Below are 14118 nucleotides of genomic sequence, written 5' to 3' on the forward strand. Positions count from 1 at the left end.
GCGATCGCGCTTAATTCGTCGCGTAGAATTTCGCCATGTCGGGCAGACGCTTGACGCGGATGCTAGAGGCCTTGCCAGCGGTGCGAAAGGCTTCGAAACGCTCGCGGCAAACTTCCTGCATGCGGGCGGTCGCCGGCTTCAGGTAGGTGCGCGGGTCGAAATTATCAGGCTTCTCCTTGAAATTCTTGCGGATGGTGCCGGTCATGGCGAGACGCAGGTCGGTGTCGATATTGACCTTGCGCACGCCAAGCGGGATCGCCTTCTGGATTTCGGCGACCGGAACGCCCCAGGTCTGCTTCATCTCGCCGCCATAGGCGGTGAAGAGATCCTGCAGGTCCTGCGGAACCGACGAGGAGCCGTGCATGACGAGATGCGTGTTCGGCAGCTTCTTGTTGATCTTGGCGATCGTCTCGATCGACAGGATGTCGCCATCCGGCGCGCGGGTGAACTTGTAGGCGCCGTGGCTAGTGCCGATAGCGACGGCAAGCGCATCGACGCCGGTCTTGGAGACGAAGTCGAGCGCCTGGTCCGGATCGGTCAGCAGTTCGTCGCGCGTCAGTTTGCCTTCGAAGCCGTGGCCGTCTTCCTTTTCACCGGCGCCCGTTTCCAGGTTACCGAGACAGCCAAGCTCGCCTTCAACCGAAACGCCGGCCGCATGCGCGATCTTCACGACTTCCGCCGTGACGTCGACATTGTATTCGTAGCTGGCGATTGACTTGCCGTCGGCGAGCAGCGAGCCGTCCATCATGACGGAGGTGAAGCCATTGGTGATCGCCGAAATGCAGGTCGAGGGCTGGTCGCCGTGGTCGAGATGCAGGCAGACCGGGATATGCGGATATTCTTCGGCCGCGCCCAGGATGAGGTGACGCAGGAACGCATCGCCCGCATAGGAGCGCGCACCGCGGCTGGCCTGCAGGATCACCGGGGAGTCCGTCGCATCGGCTGCGCGCATCACCGCCTGGACATATTCCAGGTTGTTGACGTTGAAGGCCGGCAGTGCGTAGTCGTTCTCCGCTGCGTGGTCGAGCAATTGCCGCATGGTGATCAATGCCATTCCTGTCCTCCTTTAGGATGCTGATTTCACGGGTTGGCGGCACTATTCACAGAACAGTCCGCCATATGCAACAGCCCTCAAAGACCACAGTGTAAGGCAAATCGATTAAATGGCATAAGCGAAATAAATTTCTCGTGGACAGGGTAAAAATCCGGCCCGCTCGCGCAGGCCGGATCCGGAAAATCTATCCATTTCAAATAAGTACGACAAATGCCCAACAATCGGGCAATCGCCTCGGGAGAAAATCTCAGTCGTCTTCGGCCGGTTCCGGCGCCTGGAAGCTGCCGCGCTCGCCCGAGATGATCTCGCGCTTGCCGACATGGTTGGCCGGGCCGACGAGGCCTTCCTTCTCCATGCGCTCGACGAGGGACGCGGCGCGGTTGTAGCCGACGGCGAGGCGGCGCTGGATATAGGAGGTCGAGCACTTGCGGTCGCGCAGCACGACCTTGACGGCCTTCTCGTAGAGATCATCGCCATCCTCGGCAGCGATATCGCCCTTGTCGAAGACGGCACCGCCCGTTGCCGGCTTTTCCTCTTCCTCTTCTTCCTCGTCGGCCGTCACCGTCTCCAGATATTCCGGACGACCCTGGGCCTTGAGATGCAGCACGACCTTTTCGACTTCCTCGTCGGAGACGAAAGGACCATGGACGCGCGAGATGCGCCCACCGCCGGCCATATGCAGCATGTCGCCCTGGCCGAGCAGCTGTTCGGCACCCTGCTCGCCGAGGATGGTGCGGCTGTCGATCTTCGACGTCACCTGGAAGGAGATGCGCGTCGGGAAGTTCGCCTTGATCGTGCCGGTGATGACATCGACAGAGGGGCGCTGCGTCGCCATGATCAGGTGGATGCCGGCGGCACGCGCCATCTGGGCGAGACGCTGGATCGCGCCTTCGATCTCCTTGCCGGCGACCATCATCAGGTCGGCCATCTCGTCGACGATGACGACGATATAGGGCATCGGATCGAGCGAGAGTTCCTGCTCCTCGTTGATCGCCTCGCCGGTTCCCTTGTCGAAACCGGTCTGCACGCTGATCGAGATCGTCTCGCCCTTGTCGCGGGCGGCGGCAACACGGGTGTTGTAGCCGTCGATATTGCGCACGCCGAGGCGCGACATCTTGCGATAGCGATCCTCCATTTCGCGCACCGCCCATTTCAGCGCCATGACGGCCTTCTTGGGATCGGTAACGACAGGGGTCAGAAGGTGCGGAATGCCGTCGTAGATCGACAGTTCCAGCATCTTGGGATCGACCATGATCAAGCGGCACTCTTCCGGGCGGAAGCGGTAGAGCAGCGAGAGGATCATCGTGTTGATGGCGACCGACTTGCCCGAGCCGGTGGTGCCGGCGACGAGCAGATGCGGCATCTTCGCGAGTTCCGCGATGACGGGTTCGCCACCGATCGTCTTGCCCAGGCACAGCGGCAGCTTGAAGCCGGTGCGGGCGAAATCCTGGCTCTCGATCATCTCGCGGAAATAGACCGTCTCTCGCGTCTGGTTCGGCAGTTCGATACCGATGACATTGCGGCCGGGCACGACCGCGACACGGGCCGAAAGCGCCGACATGGAACGGGCGATATCGTCGGCAAGGCCGATGACCCGCGAGGACTTCACGCCGGGAGCCGGCTCGAATTCATAGAGCGTGACGACCGGGCCGGGGCGGACATGGATGATCTCGCCGCGAACACCGAAGTCTTCCAGAACGCTTTCAAGAAGGCCGGCATTCTGTTCCAGCTGTTCCTGCGTCAGCACGAAGCCGACGGTGCGCGGCGGCTCCTGCAAGAGGTCACGCGGCGGATATTCGTAGGTATCGCCGGCGGGCGTTGCCATAGTGACCTGGAAGGGCTTGGCACGGGAAAGCACCGAAGACGGCATTTCGCGCGTAGGTTCGGCGGACGGAACCGGCGACACGGCGGCGGACGGCGCAGGCTTGAACTCGAAAACCGGCAGGACGACCTCAGCGAGCGGCTCGACGACGGGCGCCGGAACCACGGCAACCGGCTCGACCTTCACCTCGGGCACGATAACGGCGGGTTCGGCGACGATAGTGCGGACCGTTGCCGGACGGCATTCGACGACGCGGAAGAGCGACGCGATGGAGGACGGTTCTTCGCGCACCTCGGCGACCAGCGTCGGCGCGGGCGGGGCGACCACAGGCGCCGGTGTCGGCAACGGCATGCGCACGACGGTTGCGGCCACGGCAGGTTTTACCCGGACCTCGACGGCATCCTCGTCGGGAACGAACGTTTCCCAGAAGGCATGGTCCGAGAGATTGGCAAAACGGGCAATGGCGCCGCGGACATCCGCCTTCACGGTGGGTTTTGCGGCGTTCACGACGGGTGCGGCCATGCGCGGGACGATCGGCGCGCTGGGTTTGAACACCACGGCGGAATTGGCGGGCGTGCCGCTCGTGCCGGCATCGACCACGGCCTGAACGAGCGGCGGGGCGGGTTCGGCCGGTGCGGGGCCGACAGCAGCGGCCTCCGCCTGCTGCTCCTCGGAGCGTCGGCGGCGATCCTCGAGGGCCTCGCGCAGGCGCTGGAGCAATTCGCTCTGGCTGAGCTGCGGCGTCAGGATCGGCTGCGCTGCCTGAACCGGCTGCTCGACCGTTTCAGCGGCCGGCTGGGCCTGCTGTGCCTCTTCGGCGGCAGCTTCCTCGATCTTGGCGGCGACCTTGTCGGGCGTGCGGGTGAAACGAACGTTCGGGGCCATGTAGAAATGGCTCTCCCAGCTGCCATCGGAAAACTGGCCCGGATCGTAGCTGCGCAGCGCCGGCGAGCGGAACCGCGGATGATAGGCCTCGTCGTTCGCCACCGGCTCATCCGCGGCGTGCCAATCCTCGATTTCCGGCGCCATCTCCGGCAAGGCGTTGTTTTCATAGGAGGAGTACGCCGATTGCTCGTCGTTCTGCTCTTCGGTTTCGAGGACGGGATAGAAGTTTGTTCTGGAAATACGCATGAACCTGCACACTCGACGATCATTGCCGATAGGGATGCGTAGATGGTTAGGAAATGAAGGTTAACAATGTCTTTGGACGCGACCGAAATCGTCTACCGAATCCTGTTTCAGTCCACCCGTTTTCCCTCGCCATTGAAGAGGTGAAGCCTGTTCTGCGGCAGGTCGACGCGCACGGCAGGGCCGGGAGTGAGCATGCGACGATCCTGTGTAAAAATTTTCATCGGGATGCCATGGACCGTCACATGCATGATGATTCCAAAGCCCGTCGGCTCGATGAGATCGACCGCGGCCTCCAGCGCGCCGGTATCGGCAAGAATCACATGCTCGGGACGGATGCCGAGCGTCGCCGCCGAGCCTGATTCGAGACCGTCGCGTTTGCGGATGGGCAGCGTCGTACCACTCGGGAGCCTCATATCCGCGTGGTCGCCGGAAACGAGATAGCGACCCTCGAAGAAATTCATGCCGGGTGAACCGATGAAGCCGGCGACGAAGAGATTGGCCGGCCGGTCATAAAGTTCGAGCGGCGAGCCGACCTGCTGGACGATGCCGCCATGCATCGCGACGATGCGGTCCGCCAGTGTCATCGCCTCGATCTGGTCATGCGTGACGTAGATGGACGTCGCACGAAGATCGCCGTGTAGCTTCTTGATTTCGGCGCGCATCTGCTCGCGCAGGCGGGCGTCGAGGTTCGACAGCGGCTCATCGAAGAGGAAGGCCTTCGGCTGGCGCACGATGGCGCGGCCCATTGCGACGCGTTGGCGCTGGCCGCCGGAGAGCGCCTTGGGGCGGCGTTCCAGCAGCGGTTCCAGCCCGAGCTTGACGGCGGCCCCGCCGACGGCACTGGCAATTTTCTCCTTGGCGGAGCGGCGCAGGCGCAGGCTGTAGCTCATATTGTCGGCGACGCTCATATGCGGATAGAGCGCGTAGGACTGGAACACCATGGCGATGTCGCGGTCTTTTGGCGCGAGATCGTTGACCCGTTTGCCGTCGATCTGGATGTCGCCGGACGTGACATCCTCCAACCCCGCGATCATGCGTAGCAGGGTGGATTTGCCGCAGCCGGAAGGGCCGACCAGCACGATGAACTCGCCGTCTTGAATGGTGAGGTCGACGCCGTGCAGGACTGGAAAGGCGCCGAAGCTTTTGCGGACAGTCTGGATATCGATGGAAGCCATGGGAAAACCTTTCAGCCTTTGACCGCGCCGGCCGTCAGGCCCTGCACGAGATAGCGCTGGATGAGCAGGAAGAAGAGGCAGGCCGGGATGAGCGCGAGCACGCCCGCGGCCATCATCTGCCCGAAATCGACCGAGAATTTCGAAACGAAGGTGAGAAGCCCGACCGGGAAGGTCGAGGCATCGTTGCCCGAGATCAGCATCAGCGCGAAGAGCAGTTCGCTCCAGGCGGCCGTGAAGACGAAGCCGAGCGTGGCGGCGATTCCGGGCAGCGTCAGCGGCAGGATGATCTGGCGGAAGGCGACGAACTGCGTTGCCCCATCGATCATCGCCGCCTCCTCCAGGTCCTTCGGAATGCCGTCGAAGAACGACTGCATGAGGAAGGTGGCGAATGGCACGTTAAAGGCGGTGTAGACGAGGACGAGGCCGGGGAGGCTGTTCGTCAGGCCGAGTGGCGAGAGCATCTTGAAGATCGGCGCCACCAGCATGACCAAGGGGAACATCTGCGTGATCAGCATCAGCGCGACGATCCAGTATTTTGCCCGGAAGTTGAAGCGCGACAGCGCATAGCCGGCAAGCGAGGCGAGGATCGTCACCGTGACGGCGGTGGAGCCGGCGACGATGAGGCTGTTCTTGAAGAAGGTCGGGAAGGCACTGTGCGCGATGACGAACGAATAGTGCTCGAACGTCGTGCGCGACGGCCACATTCGTACACCTTCACTGTAGAGCAGGTCGTTCGGCGTCACGGACACCTTCAGCAGCCAGAACAGCGGGAAGAGCGCGAAGACGACATAGGCGAGGATCGCCAGGCGATGCAGGACGGTGAGTATAGGTTTGCTTCTCATGTCCTCACCCCTTGTTGAGCAGCGTCTGCCGCAGCAGCACAATCAGCAGCGAATAGACGAGCAGGAGCACGAGCAGCACGAGGGCGATGGCAGAGGCATAGCCGAAATCGAGACGCTTGAAGGCCTGCGTGAAGATGTAGCTGGCGACGATCTGGGTGCGGTCCGCCGGGCCGCCATTGGTCATGACGACGATGAGATCGGCGAAATTGGAGATCCAGACGGTGCGCAGCAGGATGGTGATGGCGATTGTCGGCGCCAGGAACGGCAGCGTGATCGACAGGAAGCGCTGCACCGGCCCTGCCCCGTCGATGCTCGCGGCTTCGTACAGATCGCGCGGGATCGCTTGAAGAGCGGCGAGCAGCGTGATGGCGAAGAACGGGATACCCCACCAGACATTGGCGGCGATCGGCCCCCACATGGCAAGCTGCGGATCGGACAGGATGTTGTTGGGCGCATCCAGCAGGCCGAGCGCGTAGAGCCAGTGCGGCAGCGGGCCGATGACGGGATTGAACAGCCAGGCCCAGTTGAGGCCGGCAAGAAAACTCGGCACCGCCCAGGGCAGGAAAACGAGCGCCTGCACGAGACCGCGGCCGGCAAAGGGCTTGTCGAGCAGCAATGCTAGGATCAGGCCGAAAAGGAATTGCAGGAAGACGGAGGCACCCGTCCACCACAGCGTGTTGCGCAGGGCCCGGAAGAAGGCTTCGTCCTGCCCGAGCGCACGAAAATGGTCGAGCCCGATGAAGCCGCCGGAGAACGGGTTCAGAAGCTGGATATCACGGAAGGCATAGGAAATGCCGAGCACCAGTGGCACCAGCATGACGCCGATGATCAGGATCAGCGCGGGCGCGCTGTAGAGATAGGGTTCCGACGCGTCAGCGATCCGCTTTCGAAGCGGTTTTGCGGCGTGCGAATGGGCGGCAAGGGTCATCGTCTCGCTTCCGTTAGGTGGCGGGGCGTTTCAAGAACGTGAATGTTTCCGGGCGGAGCCTCGTATCTCCGCCCGGATGTTCCTCAGACCTATTTCTTGGCGAGGAACTTCTGCTGTGCCTTGGTCAGGTAATCAGCCCACTGGTTGGCCAATTCCTCGGGGGTGATGTCGCCGAGAAGAGCCTCCTGCGAGGTCTTGATGACGAGCGAATCCTTAAAGAACGCGAATTCCTCAAGATGCGTCGGCATCACGGTCGGCACAGCGTCCTTGTCCTCAAGCTCGGCGAACCAGCCCTTGAACTGCTCGCTGGCATAGAAGGGATCTTTTTCCGCAGACGTGTGGACCGGAAGCGCGCCGGTGCGCTTGTTCCACTCGATATTGCCCTCCGGACCTTCAAGCGTTTCGATGAGCTTCCAGGAAAGGTCCTTATTGGCGCTGGAGGCGAACATCGACCAGCCAGCGAAACCGATCGTCGGGAAGGTCTTGCCATCAGGCCCCTTCGGCATGGTCATGATGCCGTAGTCTTCGGTCTTCATGCGCTCGGCAATGGCGATGAGCGCGTCCGGATCCTGATCGAGGAAGGCGCAGGTCCCGGAATAGAAGCCGGCGACGATCTCGTTGAAGCCCCAGTTGACGCTGTCCTTCGGCGCATACCCGTTTTTGTAGAGGTCGATCACCCAGGTCAGGCCCTTGACCCAACCTTCACTGTTGAAGGTCGACGTACCGTCCTCATTGAAGAACTTGTTGTCGCCGGCCATGGAGGCGCCGAACATCACCCAGCCGTTCAGGCCGCCCGGACCGCCGCGCAGGCAATAACCGTATTTGCCTGGAAGGGCCGAGACCTTCTTGGAGGCCTCCGCAAATTCGTCCATCGTCTTCGGCGGCTCGGAAACACCGGCCTCCGCAAGCAGCTTTTTGTTGTAGAACATGGCGCGCAGATAGAAGCCGTAGGGCAGCATGTAGGCTGTGTCCTTGATGTCACGGCCGAGTTCCAGTGCACGCGGCGTCAGGCCGGCTGTGTACTCCCATTTGGCGAGGTAGGGCTCGAGGCTTTCGAGCATGCCGTTATTGGCATAGAGCGACAGCCAGGTGTCGGGCATTTCCATGACGTCGGGCACTTCGCCGGCCGAGACCATGGTGGCGAACTTCTGGAACGCCTCGCCCCAGGGCAGCGAGATGATTTCGACCTTGGTGCCGGGGTTCGCAGCCTCGAACTTGCCGACGATGGATTTCAGCGTCTCGGTACGCTCGGGGCTGGTGATAACCTCGACGAGCTTCAGCGTCGTGTCGGCCAGCGCACTCGTCGCCATCAACGCGGTGAACAGGGCTGCGGTCAAAAGTGTCTTCATGGTCGTTCCCTCTTTTCGTTTGCTTTGGATTTTGACGTCAGGTTTCGGTCGCGGCCGCTATCGCCGCTTCCAGATCACTCCACAGGGCCTCGGTTCCCTCCAGGCCGATATGAAGACGCACGGACCGCGCATCGATACCGAATGTATGCGCGGAATTGGGTTGGGCCTTCTGCTCCAGAACGACCTCGCCCGGTACGATCAGGCTCTCATGCCCGCCCCAGGAGACGCCGAGCTTGAAAAGCTTGAGATGGTCGGCGAAGGCCCTGATATCGACGCCCTCGCGGAAGATGAAGGAGAATAGGCCGGACGTGCCCGTCAGGCCCGGCGGCAGGCGATTGGCGAGCGCGGGATGACAGACCTTCTCGACGATATCGAGCACCTGCAGCCGTTTGGCGATCTCCAGCCCGGCCGCCTCATGCGCCTTCATGCGAATCGGCAGGGTGCGCAGGCCGCGGATAAGGAGCCAGGCATCGAAGGGCGAGAGCTTGCCGCCAAGATAGGGATAGGCCTCCGAGCGGATGCGGCCGACCAGCTCTTTCGAGCCGGTGACGATGCCAGCGACCACGTCGCTATGGCCACCGAGATATTTCGAGGCCGAATGCAGCACGAGATCCACGCCGAGTGACAGTGGCCTTTGGAAGATCGGGCTTGCCCAGCTGTTATCGATGACGCTGACGGCGCCGTGACGCCTCGCAATCGCCGCGAGCGCGCCCACGTCATGTGCCTCCATCACCCAGCTCGTCGGGCTTTCGAGATAGAGCAGCTTGGCGCCGGGCATGGCCTTCTCCATGGCCTCCTCGTCGCGCCCGTCGACATAGGTCACCTCGATCTTCATACGCTTCAGATGCGTGCCGAACAGGCGGAAGGCATCCGGGTAGCAATGGCGCACGGCGACGATGCGGTCGCCGGGCTCGACGAAGGAGAGCACGGTGGAGGAAATCGCCGCCATGCCGCTGGCAAAGCCCAGGGCATCCTCGCCGCCCTCGAGCTTGGCCAGCATCTCCTCGAAGGCGCGCACCGTCGGGTTGAGGCCGCGCGTATAGATCGGGCGCACGATCTCGCCGCGATAGGCCGAGACCATCTCGTCATAGCTACCGAAGGTGAAGAGCGAGGTCTGCACGATGGGCGGCACCACCGCCTCGAAGGCGTTCGCTTCGTCATGGGCCACGATGAGAGAGGCAAGGTCGAACGGATCGGCTCCGTTGGTCATTTGGACATTTCCTTGATGTCTTCCTCGACGACGTCGAGAATCTTGAGCGTCTCGATACGCGCGGTCTCGGGATCCTGCGCGGCGATCGCGTTGAAGAGCGTACGGTGGAACGGGAAGGAACGGCGGGCGAAATCCTGCCGGTCGAAAGGTTCTTCCCAGAAGCGCTCGAAGGCATCGCGCATTTGTTCCAGAAGCTGCTTGAACAGCGGGTTGTGCGTGGCGTCGTAGATGGCGAGGTGGAAGGCAAGATCCTCGGGCCCGGATGTGCCCTTGGCGATGTGCACCCGCTCCATATCATTGAGCTTTTCCTCGATGATGACGAGGTCTTCGGCCGTACGGCGCTTGGCTGCCACCATATTGGCCTCGCATTCGAGACCGCGGCGAACCTCCAGCGTCTGCAAGAGGATGTCGCGCAGATGCGCCGCATCGAAGGAAAGCGGCATGTGCACGGTTGCCGTGGTGATCGGCTTCAGGAGATAGGTGCCGCTGCCCTTGCGGCTCTCGATGACGCCGAGCGCCTGGAAATGGCGGATCGCCTCGCGGATCGTCGAGCGCCCGACCACCAGCGCCGCCATCAGTTCACGTTCGGCCGGCAGCCGGTCGCCCGCCTTGAGGCTGGCCCGGTCGATATAGGACGCCAATGCCTCCGTCACCTGCCGCGCGCGGTCGATGGGCGGCAAAGGCGCGATCTGCGGCCTGCTGCTCGGTTGTGATGGCATGACGCCAGTTCCCCTGTTTCGTGTCAGCTTCTCAAATTGGTCTGACATCTTAGCATTATGCGGCGAACTCCTCCTGTCAAGAGGTTAATCATCCGCAAGTAGATCGATCATCCATGAACGAACAAAGGGCCGATCCTCGCGGACCGGCCCTTGTTTAATTCGCGCGAAACCTGCAGATCAGCCGACCTTCGGTATCTCGAAGCCGAGGGTCCATTTGTCGCCGAGCAGACAATCGTATTCCGGCGGATCGAACCGTTCGAAGCCGCCGCCTGGATAAAGCGTCAGTTCGCCAAGCTTGATCCAGTCGTCGGCGGCATAGAGGTCGATCCGCAAGAAATCGAAGCCCTTGCCGATCGTCTGCGCGATGCGCATCATTTCGTCGAAGCGCGCCGGCTTTGGCACCTCACCCGGATAGGGCGTCAGGTAATCGGGGTCGTGGAACGGCAGACGCTGCCAATCCGGCGTGTAGTGGCAGGCATAACCCTTGCCGTCGATGCGCAGGTTCACCTCGATATGCGAGACGACACCGTCGAAGGTGAAGAACCGATAATCCCACGGCACGCCGCCATCGACCACCAACATAGCCTCGATCAGCACCTGCGGCTTGACCTGGCTGTACGCCCATTCGCGATTGTAGTGCGCATGATCGAGCGCCAACCAGCCTGGCACCGGATTGTCTTCGAGCAGCCGGCTTATGTCGTCCTGCGTATAGAGGAAACGGCCCTGAGCGCTGGCATGGGTCGGCTTTACCACGGCCGGCAGCGGAACCGTCGACCAATCGACAGTGGCAAGGTCGGTTCCGACCCAATAGCTCGGTGTGACATAGGCGGGGCCGAGCTTCTCTTCGACGAAGGGCTTCACGCCGGCCTTGTCGACCAACGTGGCGTAGATCGGCTTGCGGTCATAGAGTTTGCGCGCCTGCACCTTCTCGCAGAAGGTCTTAGGGTCGTCGATATCTGGCCATTCGCCCTTGATCGACCAGTATTTAAGCTTCAGATAAGATTTATCCGGCAAGGGCGCGATCACACGCCAGATCAGATGACGGAACATCTCCCTGAGTGTCCGCTGCTGATAGCCGGGAACAAGGAATGTTTCCTTGCGAACCGGGTTTTCCATGATCGCCCCCAAATACCTTTATTTTATCATAGCTCACCAATGACGGGCTTTATTTAATTCAAAGTTATCTTTTCGTGGCAAAAGGGCGAATGACCAGCGTTCTCGGCTCCTCCCTGCTCAACCTGGCAGCCACGCTCGTATCGCTGGTTGCCGGTTTCCTCGTCAGCGTCATCAATGCCCGCGTGCTCGGCCCCGCCGGCTCGGGCCTCGTCGCCTATGCCATGTGGGTCATTGTGTGCATGGCGGCCGTGGCCGACCGCGGCTTTCCGCAGATGGTGTTGCGTTCCGTCGCAGCGGCACGTGAGGCAGGCCAAGACGCCTGGGCACCGATCGTTCGGCGCGCCCTTTCAGCCCTGCTGCCCTCCGTCACCCTCGCCTTCGTGATCATGCTGGCTTTCGGACTCTATCACAGGCTCTCGGGCGCTCCGGCTCCGTGGATCTGGATCGGCGCGAGCCTGCTTTTCCTCGCCTATGTGCTGGCCGCCTTTTCCGCGGCCGTCGCGCGTGGACGCGGCCATTTCGGTGAAGTCGCCGCGACCACCGCCGCCGGCAGCCTGCTCCAGGTCCCGGTCGTCTTCGCCGGCGCGGTCTTCGTCGGGCCGGGTGGTGCGCTACTGGGCATGCTGACGCGCTACCTCCCACAGGTCTTCAGTCTCTCCCATCATCTTGACCGCCGCACACCCTCCGACTCCGCAGCGTTGACACCCGAAATGCACCGCTACCGACGCAGCATGTGGACGACGGATGCAATCGACATCGTGCTTCTGACACGTATCGAATTCCTCGTCGTCGGCTATTTCCTGGGCGATGCGGATGTGGGCTACTTTGCCGCCGCCGTCGTCTTCGCCGGACTGGTCGGCCAGCTGACGTTACAGCTTTCGCCGGCCTTCCTTGTCGGCCTCGCCGCACGCACTGCCGGCGAGGCCCCGCCGGATACGCTCTACCACAACAGCCTTCGGCTCACCGCCCTCTTCGTCATGCCGCTCGGCATTGGCGGCGCTGCGATCATATCTGAGCTCATTCCCATCGTCTTTGGTGAGGAATTCAGACCTGCAGCCGGCGCTGCCGTACTTTTCATGCTGGCCTCCGTGCCTGCGGGGCTCGCCGTCGTACCCTGGGCCTATCTGGCCGCACATGAACAAGGCGGCCGCCTGCTGCGCGTGACGCTCGTCTCCGCCGCCCTTCTCTTCCTGCTTCTGGTCGTCACTGTCCCCGCGGGTGGCATCCTCGGCGCTGGGGCTGCACGCATCCTCTCGGAAGGCCTGACGTTTGGCCTTCTCCTGATGGCCGTCAGCATCCACGGCGGTCCCACAGTCCCCTGGGAGGCTCTTTTCCGCACGCTGCTTGCAGCGAGTGGCTGCGGCCTCGCCGCCTTCGCAACGACGATCCTCCTGCCGGGCCTGATCGGCCTGCCGGTCGCCGTTATACTGGGTGCGCTCTTCTATGCCGGCGCGGCCCGGCTGTTCGGCCTGATTACCATCGAGGAGGCGCGTCGAATCGTCGACATGATCGAGGGGAAAGTGCCTGGACGATTGCGACCGCTAGCCCGGCGCCTTGTCAGTCTCCTCGCGTCCAACTGATCCTGTTCAAGCAAAAACCGTGGCAAGCGTCTGGCGGGCCACGTCCTCCCAGGTCAGGATACCGTCACGAAAGGCTTGGTGGTGCGGCAAGACGAGGGCTGCATCGACAATTGCGCGCCAATCGTTTTCCCCCTCGAGCGAATAGGTGATCTCGTTGCCGCGCGAAACGGGAATGATGTCGGGCAGAAGGACCGGCAGGCAGCAATAGCCGTATTGCAGGAGCTTGAGGCTCGATTCGGCGAGATAGACCTCGCTGCTGTTCACTCGGTACGGTGCCAGACCGATATCGGCATGGCGGATATACGCCGCCAGCGTCTCGAAGGACTGTTCGCCATGCACGCGGATATTGGTTGGCGCATCACCGCGCCAGCGAATGCCGAAGAGATGGAAGGTGACCTCGGGTGCCGCGGCCGCCATCGCCGCGACGGAAACCTGATCGAACAACATATCACCGACTGCAACCGCGTTGCGGCTGCCCTCCGGATAGGGTGAGACCTCCGCGCGGTCGAACACCTCGCCTTCGATGCCCTGCGGCACGAAATGCACTTTGCCGCCGGGTGGCAGCATCTCGCCCAGCCGGCGCGAGGGAACGCAGACGCTGTCGAAAAGACCGATGCCCCGCGCCTCGCCCCCCCGCAGATAGGGTGCGGCCCCGACACTTCGCAGCAAGTCGCGGCAGAAGTACAGGAGTTTTGCCCTTGGGTTCAGACGGCGCACGAGATCCAGGTAGACGACGGGTGTGCCGCTTTCGATCACCACGAGATCGGCGGCTTCAATCTTGTCTTTTACGAAGGCTGGCAGGTGCCGGCCGTAGAGCGCAAAGAGCGGCTTTACCAGCGCATTGACGATCGGTTTCGCCGTGCTGAAAGCGTGAAGGGGTGGCAGATAGGCTCCGGCGAAGAGATGCGGCTCGATGGCGGCGTAACGGTTGCCCTGTTCGCGGCGCAACGCTTCGTAGCGATCCTTTTGCTTGAAGCGGCTCAGCGCACTATGGCCGACCGTGGTGAAGAATACGTCGTTGCCAGCCGCCGCCCAGCGGCGCGCCACGAAATGGATGCTCGCTTTCCGGAAACCTTCCAGGAAGACATGCGACGACAGGATAACGATCTCCCGGCCGCCCGGGATCGGCTTCCCCGAGATCGACGTTTCGCGGTCGATGGAAAATGAGCGACTGTGGTCCATGGCAAAAAGT

Annotated in this window: 11 protein-coding genes; 1 reads left to right on the forward strand and 10 read right to left on the reverse strand. The window is 62.3% G+C overall.

Annotated elements, in window-relative coordinates; genetic code table 11:
- Nucleotides 1–10: 10 nt before the first annotated feature.
- The 9 genes from fba to D0Y60_RS12690 all read right to left on the reverse strand — a co-directional run bounded on the left by fba (nucleotide 11) and on the right by D0Y60_RS12690 (nucleotide 11346).
- Nucleotides 11–1054 (reverse strand): class II fructose-bisphosphate aldolase, encoded by a 1044-nt coding sequence (fba, locus tag D0Y60_RS12650; protein ID WP_117370296.1) that lies wholly within the window; start codon nucleotides 1052–1054, stop codon nucleotides 11–13.
- 247 nt (nucleotides 1055–1301) lie between these two features.
- The gene (locus tag D0Y60_RS12655) at nucleotides 1302–4007 is read right to left on the reverse strand and encodes a DNA translocase FtsK (RefSeq protein ID WP_117370297.1); all 2706 of its coding nucleotides are present in this window, start codon (nucleotides 4005–4007) and stop codon (nucleotides 1302–1304) included.
- Nucleotides 4008–4114: 107 nt separating this feature from the next.
- Nucleotides 4115–5182, reverse strand: coding sequence for a sn-glycerol-3-phosphate ABC transporter ATP-binding protein UgpC (ugpC, locus tag D0Y60_RS12660; RefSeq protein WP_117370298.1), 1068 nt, complete (start codon nucleotides 5180–5182; stop codon nucleotides 4115–4117).
- An 11-nt stretch (nucleotides 5183–5193) separates the two neighbouring features.
- On the reverse strand, nucleotides 5194–6024 hold the full coding sequence (locus D0Y60_RS12665; RefSeq protein ID WP_117370299.1) for a carbohydrate ABC transporter permease: 831 nt from the start codon (nucleotides 6022–6024) through the stop codon (nucleotides 5194–5196).
- A 4-nt stretch (nucleotides 6025–6028) separates the two neighbouring features.
- Complete coding sequence (locus tag D0Y60_RS12670; RefSeq protein WP_117370300.1) at nucleotides 6029–6952, reverse strand: sugar ABC transporter permease; 924 nt, start codon at nucleotides 6950–6952, stop codon at nucleotides 6029–6031.
- An 89-nt stretch (nucleotides 6953–7041) separates the two neighbouring features.
- Nucleotides 7042–8301: a sugar ABC transporter substrate-binding protein gene (locus tag D0Y60_RS12675; RefSeq protein WP_117370301.1), complete on the reverse strand. Its 1260-nt coding sequence runs from the start codon at nucleotides 8299–8301 to the stop codon at nucleotides 7042–7044.
- A gap of 37 nt (nucleotides 8302–8338) precedes the next feature.
- Nucleotides 8339–9511 (reverse strand): PLP-dependent transferase, encoded by a 1173-nt coding sequence (locus D0Y60_RS12680; RefSeq protein ID WP_117370302.1) that lies wholly within the window; start codon nucleotides 9509–9511, stop codon nucleotides 8339–8341.
- Nucleotides 9508–10230: a FadR/GntR family transcriptional regulator gene (locus D0Y60_RS12685; RefSeq protein WP_117370303.1), complete on the reverse strand. Its 723-nt coding sequence runs from the start codon at nucleotides 10228–10230 to the stop codon at nucleotides 9508–9510. Before D0Y60_RS12685 ends, D0Y60_RS12680 begins: the two co-directional genes overlap by 4 nt.
- A gap of 177 nt (nucleotides 10231–10407) precedes the next feature.
- Nucleotides 10408–11346 carry an ATP-grasp fold amidoligase family protein gene (locus tag D0Y60_RS12690; RefSeq protein ID WP_117370304.1) on the reverse strand — a complete coding sequence of 313 codons (939 nt, stop codon included), beginning with the start codon at nucleotides 11344–11346 and terminating at the stop codon, nucleotides 10408–10410.
- Nucleotides 11347–11435: 89 nt separating this feature from the next.
- On the opposite strand from D0Y60_RS12690, the gene D0Y60_RS12695 reads away from it, so the two are divergent.
- The gene (locus D0Y60_RS12695; RefSeq protein WP_117370305.1) at nucleotides 11436–12926 is read left to right on the forward strand and encodes an oligosaccharide flippase family protein; all 1491 of its coding nucleotides are present in this window, start codon (nucleotides 11436–11438) and stop codon (nucleotides 12924–12926) included.
- A gap of 6 nt (nucleotides 12927–12932) precedes the next feature.
- Here the strand turns inward: D0Y60_RS12695 and D0Y60_RS12700 are convergent, their stop codons facing one another.
- Complete coding sequence (locus D0Y60_RS12700) at nucleotides 12933–14108, reverse strand: polysaccharide biosynthesis protein GumK (protein ID WP_117370306.1); 1176 nt, start codon at nucleotides 14106–14108, stop codon at nucleotides 12933–12935.
- Between the last annotated feature and the right edge of the window lie 10 nt (nucleotides 14109–14118).

Origin of the sequence: Shinella sp. WSJ-2, from assembly GCF_003432075.1 — a bacterium.
Taxonomy (GTDB): domain Bacteria; phylum Pseudomonadota; class Alphaproteobacteria; order Rhizobiales; family Rhizobiaceae; genus Shinella.

Coding starts and splice junctions, on each gene's coding strand:
- fba (WP_117370296.1), bottom strand. CDS start 1,054: ATGGCATTGATCACCATGCGGCAATTGCTCGACCACGCAGCGGAGAAC.
- D0Y60_RS12655 (WP_117370297.1), bottom strand. CDS start 4,007: ATGCGTATTTCCAGAACAAACTTCTATCCCGTCCTCGAAACCGAAGAG.
- ugpC (WP_117370298.1), bottom strand. CDS start 5,182: ATGGCTTCCATCGATATCCAGACTGTCCGCAAAAGCTTCGGCGCCTTT.
- D0Y60_RS12665 (WP_117370299.1), bottom strand. CDS start 6,024: ATGAGAAGCAAACCTATACTCACCGTCCTGCATCGCCTGGCGATCCTC.
- D0Y60_RS12670 (WP_117370300.1), bottom strand. CDS start 6,952: ATGACCCTTGCCGCCCATTCGCACGCCGCAAAACCGCTTCGAAAGCGG.
- D0Y60_RS12675 (WP_117370301.1), bottom strand. CDS start 8,301: ATGAAGACACTTTTGACCGCAGCCCTGTTCACCGCGTTGATGGCGACG.
- D0Y60_RS12680 (WP_117370302.1), bottom strand. CDS start 9,511: ATGACCAACGGAGCCGATCCGTTCGACCTTGCCTCTCTCATCGTGGCC.
- D0Y60_RS12685 (WP_117370303.1), bottom strand. CDS start 10,230: ATGCCATCACAACCGAGCAGCAGGCCGCAGATCGCGCCTTTGCCGCCC.
- D0Y60_RS12690 (WP_117370304.1), bottom strand. CDS start 11,346: ATGGAAAACCCGGTTCGCAAGGAAACATTCCTTGTTCCCGGCTATCAG.
- D0Y60_RS12695 (WP_117370305.1), top strand. CDS start 11,436: ATGACCAGCGTTCTCGGCTCCTCCCTGCTCAACCTGGCAGCCACGCTC.
- D0Y60_RS12700 (WP_117370306.1), bottom strand. CDS start 14,108: ATGGACCACAGTCGCTCATTTTCCATCGACCGCGAAACGTCGATCTCG.